The sequence below is a fragment of the Micromonospora sp. NPDC049204 genome, assembly GCF_040647935.1.
In the GTDB taxonomy this organism is placed as follows: domain Bacteria; phylum Actinomycetota; class Actinomycetes; order Mycobacteriales; family Micromonosporaceae; genus Micromonospora.
In genome coordinates this window covers 128,503-141,516 of sequence record NZ_JBEZDC010000018.1, presented here as the reverse complement: position 1 = coordinate 141,516, position 13,014 = coordinate 128,503, and the positions used below count along the sequence as shown (strand labels likewise).

Annotated in this window: 14 protein-coding genes; 8 read left to right on the top strand and 6 right to left on the bottom strand. The window is 70.2% G+C overall.

The features are described 5' to 3' along the window. Window positions 1-90 precede the first annotated feature (90 nt). From AB0A90_RS28575 to AB0A90_RS28555, 5 genes are all read right to left on the bottom strand, one after another. Window positions 91-696: a DUF2625 family protein gene (locus AB0A90_RS28575; protein ID WP_357253927.1), complete on the bottom strand. Its 606-nt coding sequence runs from the start codon at window positions 694-696 to the stop codon at window positions 91-93. A gap of 77 nt (window positions 697-773) precedes the next feature. Beyond that, the gene (locus AB0A90_RS28570) at window positions 774-1,307 is read right to left on the bottom strand and encodes an SUKH-4 family immunity protein (protein ID WP_357253925.1); all 534 of its coding nucleotides are present in this window, start codon (window positions 1,305-1,307) and stop codon (window positions 774-776) included. 7 nt (window positions 1,308-1,314) lie between these two features. Continuing rightward, a complete protein-coding gene (locus tag AB0A90_RS28565; RefSeq protein ID WP_007465523.1) occupies window positions 1,315-1,569 on the bottom strand; it encodes a Smr/MutS family protein in 255 nt (84 codons plus the stop codon). Window positions 1,570-1,691: 122 nt separating this feature from the next. Then, window positions 1,692-2,060, bottom strand: a complete 369-nt coding sequence (locus AB0A90_RS28560; RefSeq protein ID WP_357253923.1) for a tetratricopeptide repeat protein — start codon at window positions 2,058-2,060, stop codon at window positions 1,692-1,694. Window positions 2,061-2,159: 99 nt separating this feature from the next. Then, window positions 2,160-2,930, bottom strand: coding sequence for an ROK family protein (locus tag AB0A90_RS28555; protein ID WP_357253921.1), 771 nt, complete (start codon window positions 2,928-2,930; stop codon window positions 2,160-2,162). 62 nt (window positions 2,931-2,992) lie between these two features. Here AB0A90_RS28555 and AB0A90_RS28550 point away from each other — a divergent pair, with 62 nt between their 5' ends. The 3 genes from AB0A90_RS28550 (at window position 2,993) to AB0A90_RS28540 (ending at window position 6,040) form a co-directional block, all read left to right on the top strand. Continuing rightward, window positions 2,993-4,630 (top strand): ABC-F family ATP-binding cassette domain-containing protein, encoded by a 1,638-nt coding sequence (locus AB0A90_RS28550; protein ID WP_357253919.1) that lies wholly within the window; start codon window positions 2,993-2,995, stop codon window positions 4,628-4,630. Window positions 4,631-4,668: 38 nt separating this feature from the next. Further along, the gene (locus AB0A90_RS28545; protein ID WP_357253917.1) at window positions 4,669-4,977 is read left to right on the top strand and encodes a hypothetical protein; all 309 of its coding nucleotides are present in this window, start codon (window positions 4,669-4,671) and stop codon (window positions 4,975-4,977) included. 337 nt (window positions 4,978-5,314) lie between these two features. After that, window positions 5,315-6,040, top strand: a complete 726-nt coding sequence (locus AB0A90_RS28540; RefSeq protein ID WP_357253915.1) for a methyltransferase domain-containing protein — start codon at window positions 5,315-5,317, stop codon at window positions 6,038-6,040. Between the two features lie 16 nt (window positions 6,041-6,056). Here the strand turns inward: AB0A90_RS28540 and AB0A90_RS28535 are convergent, their stop codons facing one another. Then, on the bottom strand, window positions 6,057-7,064 hold the full coding sequence (locus AB0A90_RS28535) for a LacI family DNA-binding transcriptional regulator (protein WP_357253913.1): 1,008 nt from the start codon (window positions 7,062-7,064) through the stop codon (window positions 6,057-6,059). 147 nt (window positions 7,065-7,211) lie between these two features. Between AB0A90_RS28535 and AB0A90_RS28530 the strand changes: the two genes are divergently transcribed. From AB0A90_RS28530 to AB0A90_RS28510, 5 genes are read left to right on the top strand one after another with little or no spacing between them, the layout of a single operon-like run. Beyond that, the gene (locus AB0A90_RS28530) at window positions 7,212-8,726 is read left to right on the top strand and encodes an alpha-N-arabinofuranosidase (RefSeq protein ID WP_357253911.1); all 1,515 of its coding nucleotides are present in this window, start codon (window positions 7,212-7,214) and stop codon (window positions 8,724-8,726) included. A gap of 60 nt (window positions 8,727-8,786) precedes the next feature. After that, complete coding sequence (locus AB0A90_RS28525) at window positions 8,787-10,118, top strand: ABC transporter substrate-binding protein (protein ID WP_357253910.1); 1,332 nt, start codon at window positions 8,787-8,789, stop codon at window positions 10,116-10,118. A gap of 6 nt (window positions 10,119-10,124) precedes the next feature. Further along, the gene (locus AB0A90_RS28520; RefSeq protein ID WP_357253908.1) at window positions 10,125-11,090 is read left to right on the top strand and encodes a sugar ABC transporter permease; all 966 of its coding nucleotides are present in this window, start codon (window positions 10,125-10,127) and stop codon (window positions 11,088-11,090) included. Between the two features lie 10 nt (window positions 11,091-11,100). After that, window positions 11,101-11,958 carry a carbohydrate ABC transporter permease gene (locus tag AB0A90_RS28515; RefSeq protein ID WP_357253906.1) on the top strand — a complete coding sequence of 286 codons (858 nt, stop codon included), beginning with the start codon at window positions 11,101-11,103 and terminating at the stop codon, window positions 11,956-11,958. Beyond that, the gene (locus tag AB0A90_RS28510; protein WP_357253905.1) at window positions 11,955-12,983 is read left to right on the top strand and encodes a glycoside hydrolase family 43 protein; all 1,029 of its coding nucleotides are present in this window, start codon (window positions 11,955-11,957) and stop codon (window positions 12,981-12,983) included. The genes AB0A90_RS28515 and AB0A90_RS28510 overlap by 4 nt, the downstream gene beginning before the upstream one ends. Window positions 12,984-13,014 lie beyond the last annotated feature (31 nt).

Here is a 13,014-nt window from a genome sequence, read left to right as displayed (position 1 = left end):
TGCCCCCGCGAGATCACTCCCGCGCTGATCGAATGCCCACCTGGGGTTCCGGCACCGCGAAACTAGCCGGAGGGGCCCCCGGCGCCCGTGTCATCTGCCAGCGACCATTTGGTGAATCGAAACGAGTTCAGCAAGCCGGATCGGCTTACGGGACACCACCGAGAGATCCTTGCCCTCCCTGGTCCACGGCGGCGGCAGTGTGTGGATCCCCTGATCCAGGGCGACGTTGGCCACCTCGACTTCCCAGCCCGGCCAGCGCAAACCCTCATAAAAGCCAGTCAATGAGCCAGCGAGCATCGCCTCCAGCCAGTCGCCATACCCAAGCTCAAGGTCTTGCCAAGCCACGTCCTCCGGGCCGAAGTAATGCACCGTCGGCCGTGCTCCCGGCTCCGCCTGCAACCACGCGAACTGCCCGCCCATCACATCGAAGGCGACGACCAGATGAGCAGTTCCAGGAACCATCTCGGCGGCAACATCCGGCAGCGCGTCGTGCCCGCCGCCGAGCACCCGAAGCCAACCGTGATCGATCACCAGCCCGCCACTGTTGGCCACCACGGCACCGAGCCACGACCTGGTCGTGACTTCCAAGGCTGCCAAGCAAGCTGCCGCCCGCTCAAGATTGACCGGCAACACCTCCACCGGATACGGAGCCGCCGCCGCCAACGCCGAAATTTCGGCCCACGCAGACTGTTCCACCCCCGCAGCCTCCCAGGAGCATCAACACGTGGCTGTGCGGGCCTGCCACAAAACAAGGAAGACGATGTCTGCCTCGATCAGTAGAGCCACCGGTCGAGCACTCCGGGCCAGAAGTGGGTTGTGTGGTCGCCGTCCCCGTACGCGGGCGGGTCCAGGTCCCTGATGCGTTCCAACAGGTCGGCGATCTCTGCAAGCGCCTGCTCCTCCGCCTGTCCGTCCTCGTCCCAGCGGTCGATGACGGTTGAGCTGGTCAGCCAGCTACCAACCATGTGCAGCGAACACAGCCAGTGGACGATCGTCGAGTTGACGAACGCGGCGCCGCCGTCCGACGACCACAGGTGCACCTCACCGGTCCCCGGCGCGGCGCCGTACCCCCAGAGGGGATCGTCGGCGCTCGCCAACCGGTACCTCGTCGGCTCCGCTTCGAATGACACCGCACCGACGAGGCCATCGATCAGCGGTACGCCAGAGGAGCTCAGCGCGGCCTTCTGCGGCTCGGGAAGCCGCCACGTCGCCACGTCCTGCTCGGTGGCACGCACCACCCGCCCAGTACCGGCCCAGGCCGTCATCGCGTCGAACGCGGGAGGCAGCAGAAGATCATCAGCGGGCACGCCGTCGCTACTTCCAGCGGAAGTGCACGAAGAGGCGGCCGAAGTTCTTGGAGTCCTTTTCCACGCGGTGGTAGAGCTGCTTGACGTCCTTCTGGTCGAGGAACCGCAGCACCCGCTTCTTGAGCTGTCCCGACCCCTTGCCGGGGATGATCTCGACGAGGGTGGCCTTCTTCGCCACCGCCTCGTCCATGATCCCGCGCAACGCGCGGTCGATGTCCTGCCCCTTGTTGAAGATCTCGTGCAGGTCCAGCTTGAGCTTCATGCCGCGGCCCCCGCCCGGTCAGGTCCCATGCCCGCCATCCTAGGCACGATCGGCGGTAAGCCCGCCGGACGACGAAGGGGCGGCCCCGCAGGACCGCCCCTCGCACCGTCACCGGTCCACGCTCAGCGCGTGCCGCCCACCCGGGTTTCCACCCGCTCCAGCGCGGTCCGGTAGTCGTCGTTCGTCGCGTACATGGCGGCGGCGATCCGCAGATGCCGCAGCGCGTCGGTGTGCCGGTTCAGCCGCTCCAGCGTCCGACCGAGCACGTGGTGCGCGTAGTGGTCGCTCGGGTCCCGTTCGACAAGCTCGCGCAGGTGCTCCTCGGCCCGGTTGAGCTGGGCCGACTGGAAGTACGCCCGAGCCAGCAACTGCCGAACCGCCGCGTTGCCGGGTTCGGCGTCGACGATCGGCTCCAGCAGTCGGGCTGCCCCGCTCGGGTCACCGGTTTCGAAGAACATGGTCGCCCGCCGGTAGTCCGCCAGAAGATCCATCTGCCCACCTCCTCGGGTCGCACCGTCACCTGTTCCGACGCTGGCACAACGTCAGGCGTTTGGCGACTGTTCCCGAGGCCGAGATCCGGCGAGATCACGTCAGGTTCGCGCGTCCCGGCGGCCTGCGGCCAGCTCCCAGGCGCGGACGCCACCGACGATTCCCGCCGTGTTCGGCACCACCACCACGTCGTCGCCCATCCGGGTCAGCTGCTCGGGCCGGATCAGTCGGGAGTTGCCCCCGCCCAGGTAGAGCCGGTCCCAGCGGAACACCGGGCGGAGCCCGTCCACCACCTGCCGGATCCGCCGGGACCAGAAGGCGTCGCCGAGCCGCCGCCGCTCCGGCTCACCCACGTACGTGTCGTAGGTGGTGCCCCACCGCACCGGCGCGTGCGACAGCTCCAGGTGCGGTGCGAGCACCCCGCCGTCGTAGAGCGCGCTGCCCAGCCCCGTCCCCAGGGTCAGCACCAGCTCGCAGCCGGTGCCGGCGACCACCCCGGCGCCGTGCACCTCGGCGTCGTTGAGTACCAGCGCCGGCACCCCGAACGCGTCGGCCAGCGCGCCGCGCGCGTCCCAGCCGGACCACTCGGCGACCAGGTCCGGGTCGACCCGGGTGCGCGGGCCGCTGCGGGTCACGTAGTGCGGTGTGGTCACCACCACCCCGTGCCGGATCATCCCCGGTACGCCGACCGTCAGCCGGTCCGCCGTTGGCAGGCGCCCACCGAGATCCAGCAGGGTCCGGACGAAGAGCGCGGGCGGCAACGGGTACGGGGTCGGCACGCGCAGGGGTCGCGCCCGCATCGTCCCCGCCTCGTCGAGCACGGACGCCTTGATGCCCCCGCCGCCACAGTCGATCGCCAGTGTGGTCACCACGCCGTTGAGTCTGCCCGCTGGGGGCTGGTCGTATGCGGGCGGCCGGATAGGCTCCCGAACTGATGAGCGCCACGATGATCGTCAAGGACCTGGCCGCCGGGCACGGCGACCGCCCACTCTTCGCCGGGCTGGACCTGGTGGTGGCCCCCGGCGACGTGGTCGGCCTGGTGGGGCCGAACGGGGCCGGCAAGTCGACGCTGCTGCGTACCCTCGCCGGTTTGTTGCCGGTCGAGGCCGGCACCGTGCGACTCAGCCCGCCCACGGCGAGCGTCGGGCACCTGCCGCAGGAGCCGGAACGGCGGCCGGGCGAGACCGTGCGGGACTTCCTGGCCCGCCGGACCGGGGTGACCGCCGCGCAGGCGGCGTTGGACGCGGCGACCGAGGCGCTGACCGCCGGGGCGGTGGGCGCCGACGACGCGTACGGCGACGCGCTGGAGCGGTGGCTCGCCCTGGGCGGCGCGGACCTGGACGAACGCGCCGAGCAGGTGAGCGCAGACCTGGGGCTCGCGGTCGACCTGGACCACCCGACGACCGGGCTCTCCGGCGGTCAGGCGGCCCGGGCCGGGCTGGCGTCGCTGCTGCTCAGTCGGTACGACGTGTTCCTGCTCGACGAGCCGACCAACGACCTGGACCTGGCCGGGTTGGAGCGGTTGGAGGAGTTCGTCACCGGGCTGCGGGCCGGCACGGTGCTGGTCAGCCACGACCGCGAGTTCCTCCTCCGCACGGTGACCCGGGTGCTGGAGCTGGACCTGGCGCAGCAGCAGGTCAACCACTACGGCGGCGGTTACGCGGCCTATCTGGAGGAGCGCGAGGTGGCCCGCCGGCACGCCCGCGCGGAATTCGAGGAGTACGCCGACACCAAGGCGGGGCTGGAAGCTCGGGCCCGCACCCAGCGCGGGTGGATGGAGAAGGGCGTGAAGAACGCCCGACGCAAGGCCACCGACAACGACAAGATCGGCCGCAAGTTCCGCGCCGAGGCCAGCGAGAAGCAGGCCGCCAAGGCCAAGCAGACCGAACGGCTGATCGAACGGCTCGACGTGGTCGAGGAGCCCCGCAAGGAGTGGGAGCTGCGGATGGAGATCGCCGCCGCACCCCGTGCCGGCGCCGTCGTGGCCACGCTGCGAGGTGCGGTGGTACGCCGGGGAGGGTTCACCCTCGGCCCGGTCGACCTCCAGATCGACTGGGCGGACCGGGTGGCGGTGACCGGGGCGAACGGCTCGGGCAAGTCCACCCTGCTGGCCGCGCTGCTGGGGCGGCTCCCGCTGGACGCCGGCACCGCCTCACTCGGACCCGGGGTCGTGGTGGGCGAGGTCGACCAGGCACGAGGGCTGTTCCTCGGCGACGCGCCGTTGATCGACGCGTTCCACGCGGCCGTACCGCACATGTCGCCGGCAGACGCGCGGACCCTGCTGGCCAAGTTCGGCCTACGGTCGGCGCACGTGCCGCGACCGGCGGCCACCCTGTCCCCGGGTGAGCGGACCCGGGCGGCGCTGGCGCTGCTCCAGGGCCGCGGGGTCAACCTGCTGGTCCTCGACGAACCCACCAACCACCTGGACCTGCCCGCCATCGAGCAGCTCGAGTCGGCGCTGGCCAGCTATCCCGGAACGTTGCTGCTCGTCACGCACGACCGGCGAATGTTGGCCGCCATCGAGACGAACCGTCGGCTCCGGGTGGACGGCGGGCGGATCGCCGAGGATTGATCCGTGCCCGCGCGGCCGCGCGGGGTGAGAATGACGCCATGCTCAAGTGGGAGTACGCCCTGCTGGTCCGCCGCCGCCAGGCGGCGAGCAACGACCTCGGCTGGGAGGTCGTCTTCGTCTGGTACGGCCCGGACGGCTCCATGGTCGACGTGACGCCGTACGGCGACACCTCGCTGGCCCACCTGAACCGGGCTGGTGACCAGGGCTGGGAGTTGGTCGCGATGAGCGAGGACCCGTCCCTGCCCGGCCACCACGAGTTGCACCGCTACCACCTGAAGCGGCCGAAACCCGCCGCCCCGCAACCCCGCCAGCGGGTGCGCGGGGGCCGTCGGACCCTATCGGGCTGACCCGACCGGCCCGGCGCGGCCCAGTGCCCGGCGCGGCCCGTTGGCGTGGGGCAAAAGGCTCTCGCAGGCCGACCGCCGGCCTGCGGCGAGGCGACCTGGCCTGCCGCGTGTTCGCAGGAGCCGATCTGACCGGTGGCGGTTCGGCACGGGACGGCGTGCCTCCGTTGAGCCTGATGCCCCTGAGTCATCTTGATGCCGGTGTGGCATCAAGATGATTGCCGTCCTGCCCCGCAACCTGCGACACGCCCATGCCCGCCGCGCCGGAGGGGGCGACGACGCGGACGAGCCGGGCATAGCGGGCGCGATTGCGGGTATCGCGCGGCGGGAGGTGGCCCGCATGGTCGCTTTGGCACAGACTCCACCCTCGGCCGACCGGCTGCGGGCGATCGACGATTCCCTCGCCCAGGCATGGGCGGACCAGGCTCGGCACGACGACCGGCTGCGGGGCCTGGCGGTCGAGGTGCGGTTCGACCGGGGGGTGGCCCACCTCACTGGGGACGTGGCCGAGCCCGCCGAGCTGCGGCTGGTGCGGGACCTGGTGGGGCGACTGGCCGGCGTCTACGGCGTCTGGTGCCGGGTCGGCGTCGGCGGGCGGGCGCCGGTCGTGGTGGACCTCGGGTGCGGTCCGACCAAGCAGTGGTCGACCAACCTGGGGCTGGACATCTACCCGGCGCCGGGGGTGAACGCGGTCGCGGACCTGTCCGGCTCGCTACCGCTTGCCGACGATTCGGTGGATGTCCTCTTCGCGGTGCACATCCTGGAGCACCTGATCGACTTCCTGCCGCTGGTGGACGAGTGCCACCGGGTACTCCGTCCAGGCGGCGTGCTGCACGTGATGAGCCCCTGGTGGGGGCACGTGAACGCGGTGGCCGACCCGACTCACGTCCGACTGATGGACGTCCAGACGTTCAAGGGGATCTGCCAGGGCCGGCCACCCGGCGCCCCGCGCTGGTATCCCCTGCACGCCGGCTGCGACGGCGCCTCGATCTTCGCCGACCTGACCCCCCTGCCCCCGAAGGCCGAGACCGCAGCAAAGTCCCACCTGGCCCGCTTCTTCGACTGACCCACCCGGCCCGACGTCAGGGGGTCCGGGTGGATTCGCGGAGTTCCAGGCGGTAGGGGGCGGAGAGCTCTCTCGTCGGGGCGGCGCGGTCGCCGTCCAGCCGGTTGGCCAGCAGTTCGACGGCCAGTTCGGCGATCCGCTCCTTGTCCGGGGCGACGGTGCTGAGCGTGGGAATGGAGAACCTGCCGTCCTCGATGTCGTCGAAGCCGACCACCGCCACGTCCTCGGGCACCCGCAGGCCGGCCTCGTGCAGAGCGCGCAGGGCACCCAGGGCGAGCGTGTCGTTGAAGCAGAAGACGGCGTCGGGGCGTACGCCGGAGGTGAGCAGGCCCCGCATGGCGGCCGCGCCGTCGGCGCGATGCCAGGCCGACGCGGGCGCCACCAGGGTTTCGTCGTAGTCGAGCCCGGCGGCGCGCAGCGCGTCGGCGTAGCCGGCCAGGCGCAGCCGGGCGCTCGCGCCCTCGTCCGTGCGCTGGGAGCCGATGGCCGCGATCCGGCGGTGGCCGAGTTGGATCAGGTGCTCGGTGATCTGCCGGGCGGCGGTCACGTTGTCGATCACCACGCGATCCGCGGGGCCGTGCTCGACCCGCTCACCGAGCAGCACCATGGGGGTGCCGTCCAGGCCGGCCAGGTCCTCGGCGGTGAGTGCCAACGGGCTGAAGATGAGCCCGTCGATGAGGTGGTCGGTGATGCCGGAGGCGACCACCCGTTCCTGTTCGCGTCGACCGCCGGTCTGGTCGATGAGCACCGTCCAGCCGTACGCGGCGGCGGCGGTGACCACGTAGCGGGCCAACTCGGCGAAGTACGGGATGTCCAGTTCCGGGACCGCCAGCGCGATCACGCCGGTGCGGCCCTTGCGCAGGTGGCGGGCCGAGAGGTTGGGCCGGTAGTTGAGTTCGGCGATGGCCTCCTCGACGCGGGCACGGGTGTCCGGCCGGACGTGCAGGTAGCCGTTGACGACGTTGGAGACGGTCTTCACCGACACTCCGGCCCGTTCGGCCACGTCCTTGAGTCTGTGTCGCACTCCGCAACCTCCCCGAGGTAACCCAGCGCACCCTACCTTGTCACCTGCTCTTTACAACGTTGCCTACAACGTTGTAGAAACGGTGGACACCGGGTGAACGGTGACTGCGCTCACCCGGGCATCGGCACGAGGAAAGGTGGCACCCCCTTGCGGACCGCGCAGCTGACGGTCGACCCGGCCTTCTCCATCGGCCCGGCCGACCGACGCCTCTTCGGCTCCTTCGTCGAGCACATGGGGCGGTGCGTCTACGGCGGCATCTACGAGCCCGGCCACCCCAGCGCCGACACCCGTGGCCTGCGCCGCGACGTGCTGGACCTGACCCGCGAGCTGGGCGTCTCGGTGGTCCGCTACCCGGGCGGCAACTTCGTCTCCGGCTACCGCTGGGAGGACGGGGTCGGCCCGGTCGGCAACCGGCCGCGCCGGCTCGACCTGGCCTGGAAGACGATCGAGACCAACGCGTTCGGGTTGGACGAGTTCATGACCTGGGCCACCGAGGCCGGTGTCGAGCCGATGATGGCGGTCAACCTCGGCACCCGCGGGGTGCAGGAGGCCCTGGACCTGCTGGAGTACACCAACCACCCGGGCGGCACGGAGCTCTCCGACCTGCGGCGCAAGCACGGCGCCGAGGATCCGTACGGGGTGCGACTGTGGTGCCTCGGCAACGAGATGGACGGTCCGTGGCAGGTCGGCCACAAGACCGCCGACGAGTACGGACGCGTCGCCGCCGAGGCCGCCCGCGCGATGAAGATGATCGACCCGTCGATCAGCCTGATCGCCTGCGGCAGCTCCAACCGGCGGATGCCCACCTTCGCCTCGTGGGAGGCGACGGTGCTGGAGCACACCTACGAGCACGTCGACTACATCTCGGCGCACACCTACTACGACCCGTCCGACGGCGATCAGGCCAGCATCCTGGCCTCGGCCGTCGACATGGACAACTTCATCACCGAGGTCGTCGCGACCGCCGACCACGTGGCCGCCAAGCAGCGGCACAGGCGCAAGCTGAAGATCTCCTTCGACGAGTGGAACGTCTGGTACGAGTCCCGCCTCCAGGCCGACCTGGACCGGCGCGGCTGGGTCGAGGCTCCGGCGCTGATCGAGGACACCTTCACCGCCGTCGACGCGGTGGTCGTCGGTGACCTGTTGATCACGCTGCTCCGGCACGCCGACCGGGTCGGGGTGGCCGCGCAGGCCCAGCTGGCGAACGTGATCGCGCCGATCCGCACCCGCACCGGTGGCCCGGCCTGGCGGCAGAGCATCTTCCACCCGTTCGCGCTGACCGCCCGCTACGCGCGGGGCACCGTGCTGCGTACCGAGCCCGTGTCGCCGCGCTACGACACGAAGAAGTACGGGGACGTGCCGGTGCTCGACACCGTCGCCGTGCACGACGAGGAGACCGGTGAGTTGACCGTGTTCGCGGTCAACCGGGACTCCACCGATCTCCCGCTGGAGATCGACCTGCGCGGCATGCCGGGTACGTCCGGTCTGTCGTTCGAGTGCATCGCTGCCGGCTCTGACCCGTCGGCGACGAACACCGAGGCCGAGCCGGACCGGGTGACGCCTCGGAACCTACCGATCCCCACCCCCGACGGCGGCCGGTGCACCGTGCTCCTGCCCGCCGTGTCCTGGAGCGTGCTCCGCTTCGGCCCGGCCGGCGCCTAGCTGTCGCACCTGGCTGAGCAGGCACAATTCATACCGTCCCCCCTCAAGGAGAGATAAAGCATGATCCAGAACGACATGAGCCGGCGGCGCCTGCTCGGCCTCGGTCTCGGACTCGGCGCCGCGGCCTCGCTGACCCTCGCGGGTTGCGGCGGCGGCGATGACAACGCCTCCGGGCCGGCCGCCGGCAACGGCGGCAAGGAGTACACCGGCCCCAAGGTGGACCTGAAGCTGTGGAACGGCTTCACCGGCGGCGACGGGGACATCTTCAAGGCGCTCGTCAACCAGTTCAACACCGAGCACCAGAACATCGCGGTGTCGGTGGCCACCTACCAGTGGGAGGACTACTACAACAAGCTCCCCGGTGCGGCCTCCAGCGGCAACGGCCCGGACATCGCGGTCATGCACATGGACCAGCTCGCCACCTTCGCCGCCCGCGGCGTGATCAGCGAGCTGGACGACGTGGCCAAGAACCTGGAGCTCTCCGAGGCGGACTTCGCGCCCACGGTGTGGCAGGGCGGGCTCTACAACAACAAGCGGTACGGCATCCCACTGGACATGCACCCGCTGGGCTTCTACTACAACAAGGCCGTCATGCAGAAGGCCGGCCTGGACCCGAACAAGCCGCCGACCACCAAGGACGACTTCACGGCGGCGCTCGCCGAGTTCAAGAAGTCGGGCGTGCAGGGCTTCTGGATCAGCCCGTTCCAGTTCACCGGCGGCATGACGTTCTACTCCCTGCTCAACCAGTGGGGTGGCAGCCTCTTCGACGCCGAGGTGGCCAAGGCCACGTTCAACTCCGGCCCGGCGGTCGAGGCGTGCACCTGGCTGGTCGACATGATCAAGCAGGGCCACTCGCCGGCCAACGTCGGTCAGGACGCCGAGTACCTGGCGTTCAAGAGCGGCAAGAACGCCTTCACCTTCAACGGCATCTGGCAGATCAACGACCTCAAGAAGAGCCCCGAGGTGCAGTGGGGCGTCGCCCCGCTCCCCCAGCTCGGCAGCAAGCCGGCGGCCTGGGCCAACTCGCACAACTTCACGATCGTGAAGCAGCGGGCGACCAACGCCAACAAGGTCTCCGGCGCGAAGGTCTTCATCAACTGGCTGAGCCAGCACTCGCTGGACTGGGCCAAGGGCGGCCAGATCCCGGCCCGCAAGGACGTCCGGGAGAGCGCCGACTTCAAGGCGCTGCCGGAGATCTCGGCACTCGCCCCCGAGCTGGAGTACGCCGCGTTCCCGCCGGCGACCCCGGGCCTCGGCGAGGTCATCAAGACCTTCTACGACTCGTTCAACGTGGCCGCGCTCGGCAAGAAGACGCCGCAGCAGGCGCTCGACGAGGGCGTGGCCAAGGCCAACAAGCAGCTCGAGGAAAACCGCAAGAAGTACGGGAGCTGATAACCAGTGGCGGACGTGATCGAGGTCGGGGCGGCGCGCGGTGACGCGCCGCCCCCGGCGGCCAACGAAGCCCGCCGGACCGCTTCGGCGGGTCGGACCAGACGGGCGACGCCATACCTGTTCCTTGCCCCCTACCTGGTCCTGTTCGGGGTCTTCGGCCTGTTGCCGATCATCCTCGGCCTCTGGCTGAGCGTGCACCAGTGGGACTTCCAGCTGCCCAACCGGCCGTTCGTCGGGTTGGACAACTACAAGCAGCTCTTCTCCAGCGACTCCGCCGTGTACGGCGACTGGTGGCAGAGCATCCGCGCCACCGCGATCTTCACGGTGCTGTCGGTGCCGCTGCTGGTGGTCGTACCGCTGGGGTTGGCCCTGCTGCTCAACCGCTCCTTCCCGGGCCGGACGTTCTTCCGGGCGGTCTACTTCGCGCCGTACGTGCTGGGCGTCGCGGTGATCGGCCTGCTCTGGCGGTTCCTGCTCGACGCCAACCTGGGCCTGGTCAACCGGCTCCTCGGCGTGGTCGGGTTGCCGTCGGACACGCCCTGGGTGACGAACATGCCGTGGGCGTGGATCTCGCTGGTCGGCGTGACCGTGTGGTGGACCTCCGGCTTCAACGCGGTGATCTACCTGGCCGGGTTGCAGGACATCTCGCCGGAGTTGTACGAGGCGGCCCGGATGGACGGGGCCAGCGCGTGGCAGCGGTTCCGCAACGTCACCCTGCCCGGGTTGCGTCCGGTGCTGCTCTTCGTGATCACGACGACCGTGCTCGCCTCGGCGAACATGTTCGGCCAGTCGTTCCTGATCACCCAGGGGACGCCCGGCACGGAGACCCGCACGGTGGTGTGGTTCATCGTCGAGGAGGGCCTGCGCAACAACAACGCCGGCCGCGCCGCCGCGATGAGCATCGTGTTCGCCCTGCTGCTGGCGGTCGTGAGCATCGCCAACTTCCGCCTCTTCCGCTACAAGGAAGACTGAGGGGATCGCCATGACGACGCCCACGCCGACCACCAACGGCTCCGGATCGGGGCCGCGCCGGGTCGGGCTCTACGCCATCCTGGTCGCGCTGACCCTGGTCTTCCTGGTTCCGCTGGTGTGGATGGTCATCACCTCGCTGAAGACCTACACGGCCGCCCAGGAGATCCCGCCGAGTTGGCTGCCGAATCCGCTCGCGGGTTACGGCTACGAGCAGATCCTCAACAACTCGGCGAACCCGGTGCTGCGGTGGTTCCTCAACAGCATGGTGGCCGCCACGCTGCACTCGCTGCTGGTGTTGGTGACCGCCTCGATGGCCGCGTACTCCCTGGCCCGGCTGAAGTTCCGGGGGCGTGGGGTGACCTTCGCCCTGATCGTCGGGACGCTGTTCATCCCGCCGACCTCGTTGATCATTCCGAACTTCCTGATCGTCGACCAGCTCAACTGGATCGACACCCTCGCCGTGGTGGTCGTGCCCGGCGCGGCCAGCGCGTTCGGGGTCTTCTTCCTGCGGCAGTTCTTCCTCTCCCTGCCGAACGAGCTGGAGGAGGCCGCCACGCTGGACGGTGCCAACCAGTGGCAGATCTTCTACAAGGTGGTGCTGCCGCTGTCCAAGCCGGCCCTGGCCACCCTGGCCGTGCTGTCGTTCCTCACCAACTGGAACGACTTCCTCTGGCCGATCTTCGTGCTGTTCAGCCCGGAGAAGCTCACCCTGCCGCCGGGCCTGGGCCTGCTCCAGGGCTCGTACGTCACCGACTACCCGGTGATCATGGCGGGTGCGGTGCTGGCCAGCGTGCCGGTGCTGATCCTCTTCGTGCTCGCCCAGCGGCACATCATCCAGGGCGTCTCCCGCAGCGGTCTGAAGGGATGACGCGCACGACCGCCCGGCGACGTGGCGCGGCGGCGATCGTTCTCGCCGCCGCGCTGCTCGTTTCGGGCTGCGCCGACGACACCGAGCCCACCCCCACCACGAGCAGCGGGAGCGAGCCCAGCATGTTCACCAACCCGGTCGTGAAGACCGACGCCCCGGATCCGCAGGCGATCCAGGTGGGCGACACCTGGTACCTGTTCCACACCAACTCCGGCGGCCGCAACGTCCCGGTGCTCACCTCGACGGACCTGGTCGACTGGACCGAGGCCGGGGACGCGCTGCCGACGCTGCCGGACTGGGCGGACGCCGGCAAGACCTGGGCGCCGGAGGTCATCCAGTTGGCGCCGGACCGGTTCGCGCTCTACTACACCGTGGCCGGCCGGGAGTCGGGCCGGCAGTGCGTCGGACGGGCGGTGGCCAGCGCGCCGCAGGGGCCGTACTCGGACGACGCGGCCGGCCCGCTGATCTGCCAGGCCGACCTGGGCGGGGCGATCGACGCCAGCCCGTTCCGGGACACCGACGGCAGCCTGTGGTTGCTGTGGAAGAACGACGGCAACGCGATCGGGGTGGACACCTGGCTCTGGTCACAGCGCCTCGCCGACGACGGTCTGACCCTCGTCGGCGAGCCGACGAAGCTGCTGAAGCAGACCGAGGCGTGGGAGGGCACCCTGATCGAGGGGCCGTTCTTCCACCGCCAGGACGGTCGGCTGCTGCTCTTCTTCGCCGCCAACGCCTACGACCGGGCCGAGTACGCGGAGGGCTACGCGGTCTGCGAGAGCCCGACCGGCCCCTGTGTGAAGGCCGCCGAGAACCCGATCCTGAAGAGCGCCGAGGCCGCCTCGGGCCCAGGTCACGCCTCGATGGTCGTCAAGGACGGCCGGACCTGGCTGCTCTACCACGCCTGGCCGCCCGGCCAGGAGGGCAGCACCGACCCCGGTCGGCAGGTCTGGCTCGACGAGGTGACCTGGGTCGACGGCAAGCCGGTGGTCAAGGGTCCGACCGCCACGCCGCAACCCCGTCCCTGAGCTGATCGTGCGGAGGGGCCGCCCGGCCCCT

What these genes read in the sequence shown, in the direction of transcription:
- AB0A90_RS28565 (WP_007465523.1), bottom strand. Translation starts at nt 1,569, where the DNA reads ATGAAGCTCAAGCTGGACCTGCACGAGATCTTCAACAAGGGGCAGGAC.
- AB0A90_RS28560 (WP_357253923.1), bottom strand. Translation starts at nt 2,060, where the DNA reads ATGGATCTTCTGGCGGACTACCGGCGGGCGACCATGTTCTTCGAAACC.
- AB0A90_RS28550 (WP_357253919.1), top strand. Translation starts at nt 2,993, where the DNA reads ATGAGCGCCACGATGATCGTCAAGGACCTGGCCGCCGGGCACGGCGAC.
- AB0A90_RS28545 (WP_357253917.1), top strand. Translation starts at nt 4,669, where the DNA reads ATGCTCAAGTGGGAGTACGCCCTGCTGGTCCGCCGCCGCCAGGCGGCG.
- AB0A90_RS28540 (WP_357253915.1), top strand. Translation starts at nt 5,315, where the DNA reads ATGGTCGCTTTGGCACAGACTCCACCCTCGGCCGACCGGCTGCGGGCG.
- AB0A90_RS28525 (WP_357253910.1), top strand. Translation starts at nt 8,787, where the DNA reads ATGATCCAGAACGACATGAGCCGGCGGCGCCTGCTCGGCCTCGGTCTC.
- AB0A90_RS28515 (WP_357253906.1), top strand. Translation starts at nt 11,101, where the DNA reads ATGACGACGCCCACGCCGACCACCAACGGCTCCGGATCGGGGCCGCGC.
- AB0A90_RS28510 (WP_357253905.1), top strand. Translation starts at nt 11,955, where the DNA reads ATGACGCGCACGACCGCCCGGCGACGTGGCGCGGCGGCGATCGTTCTC.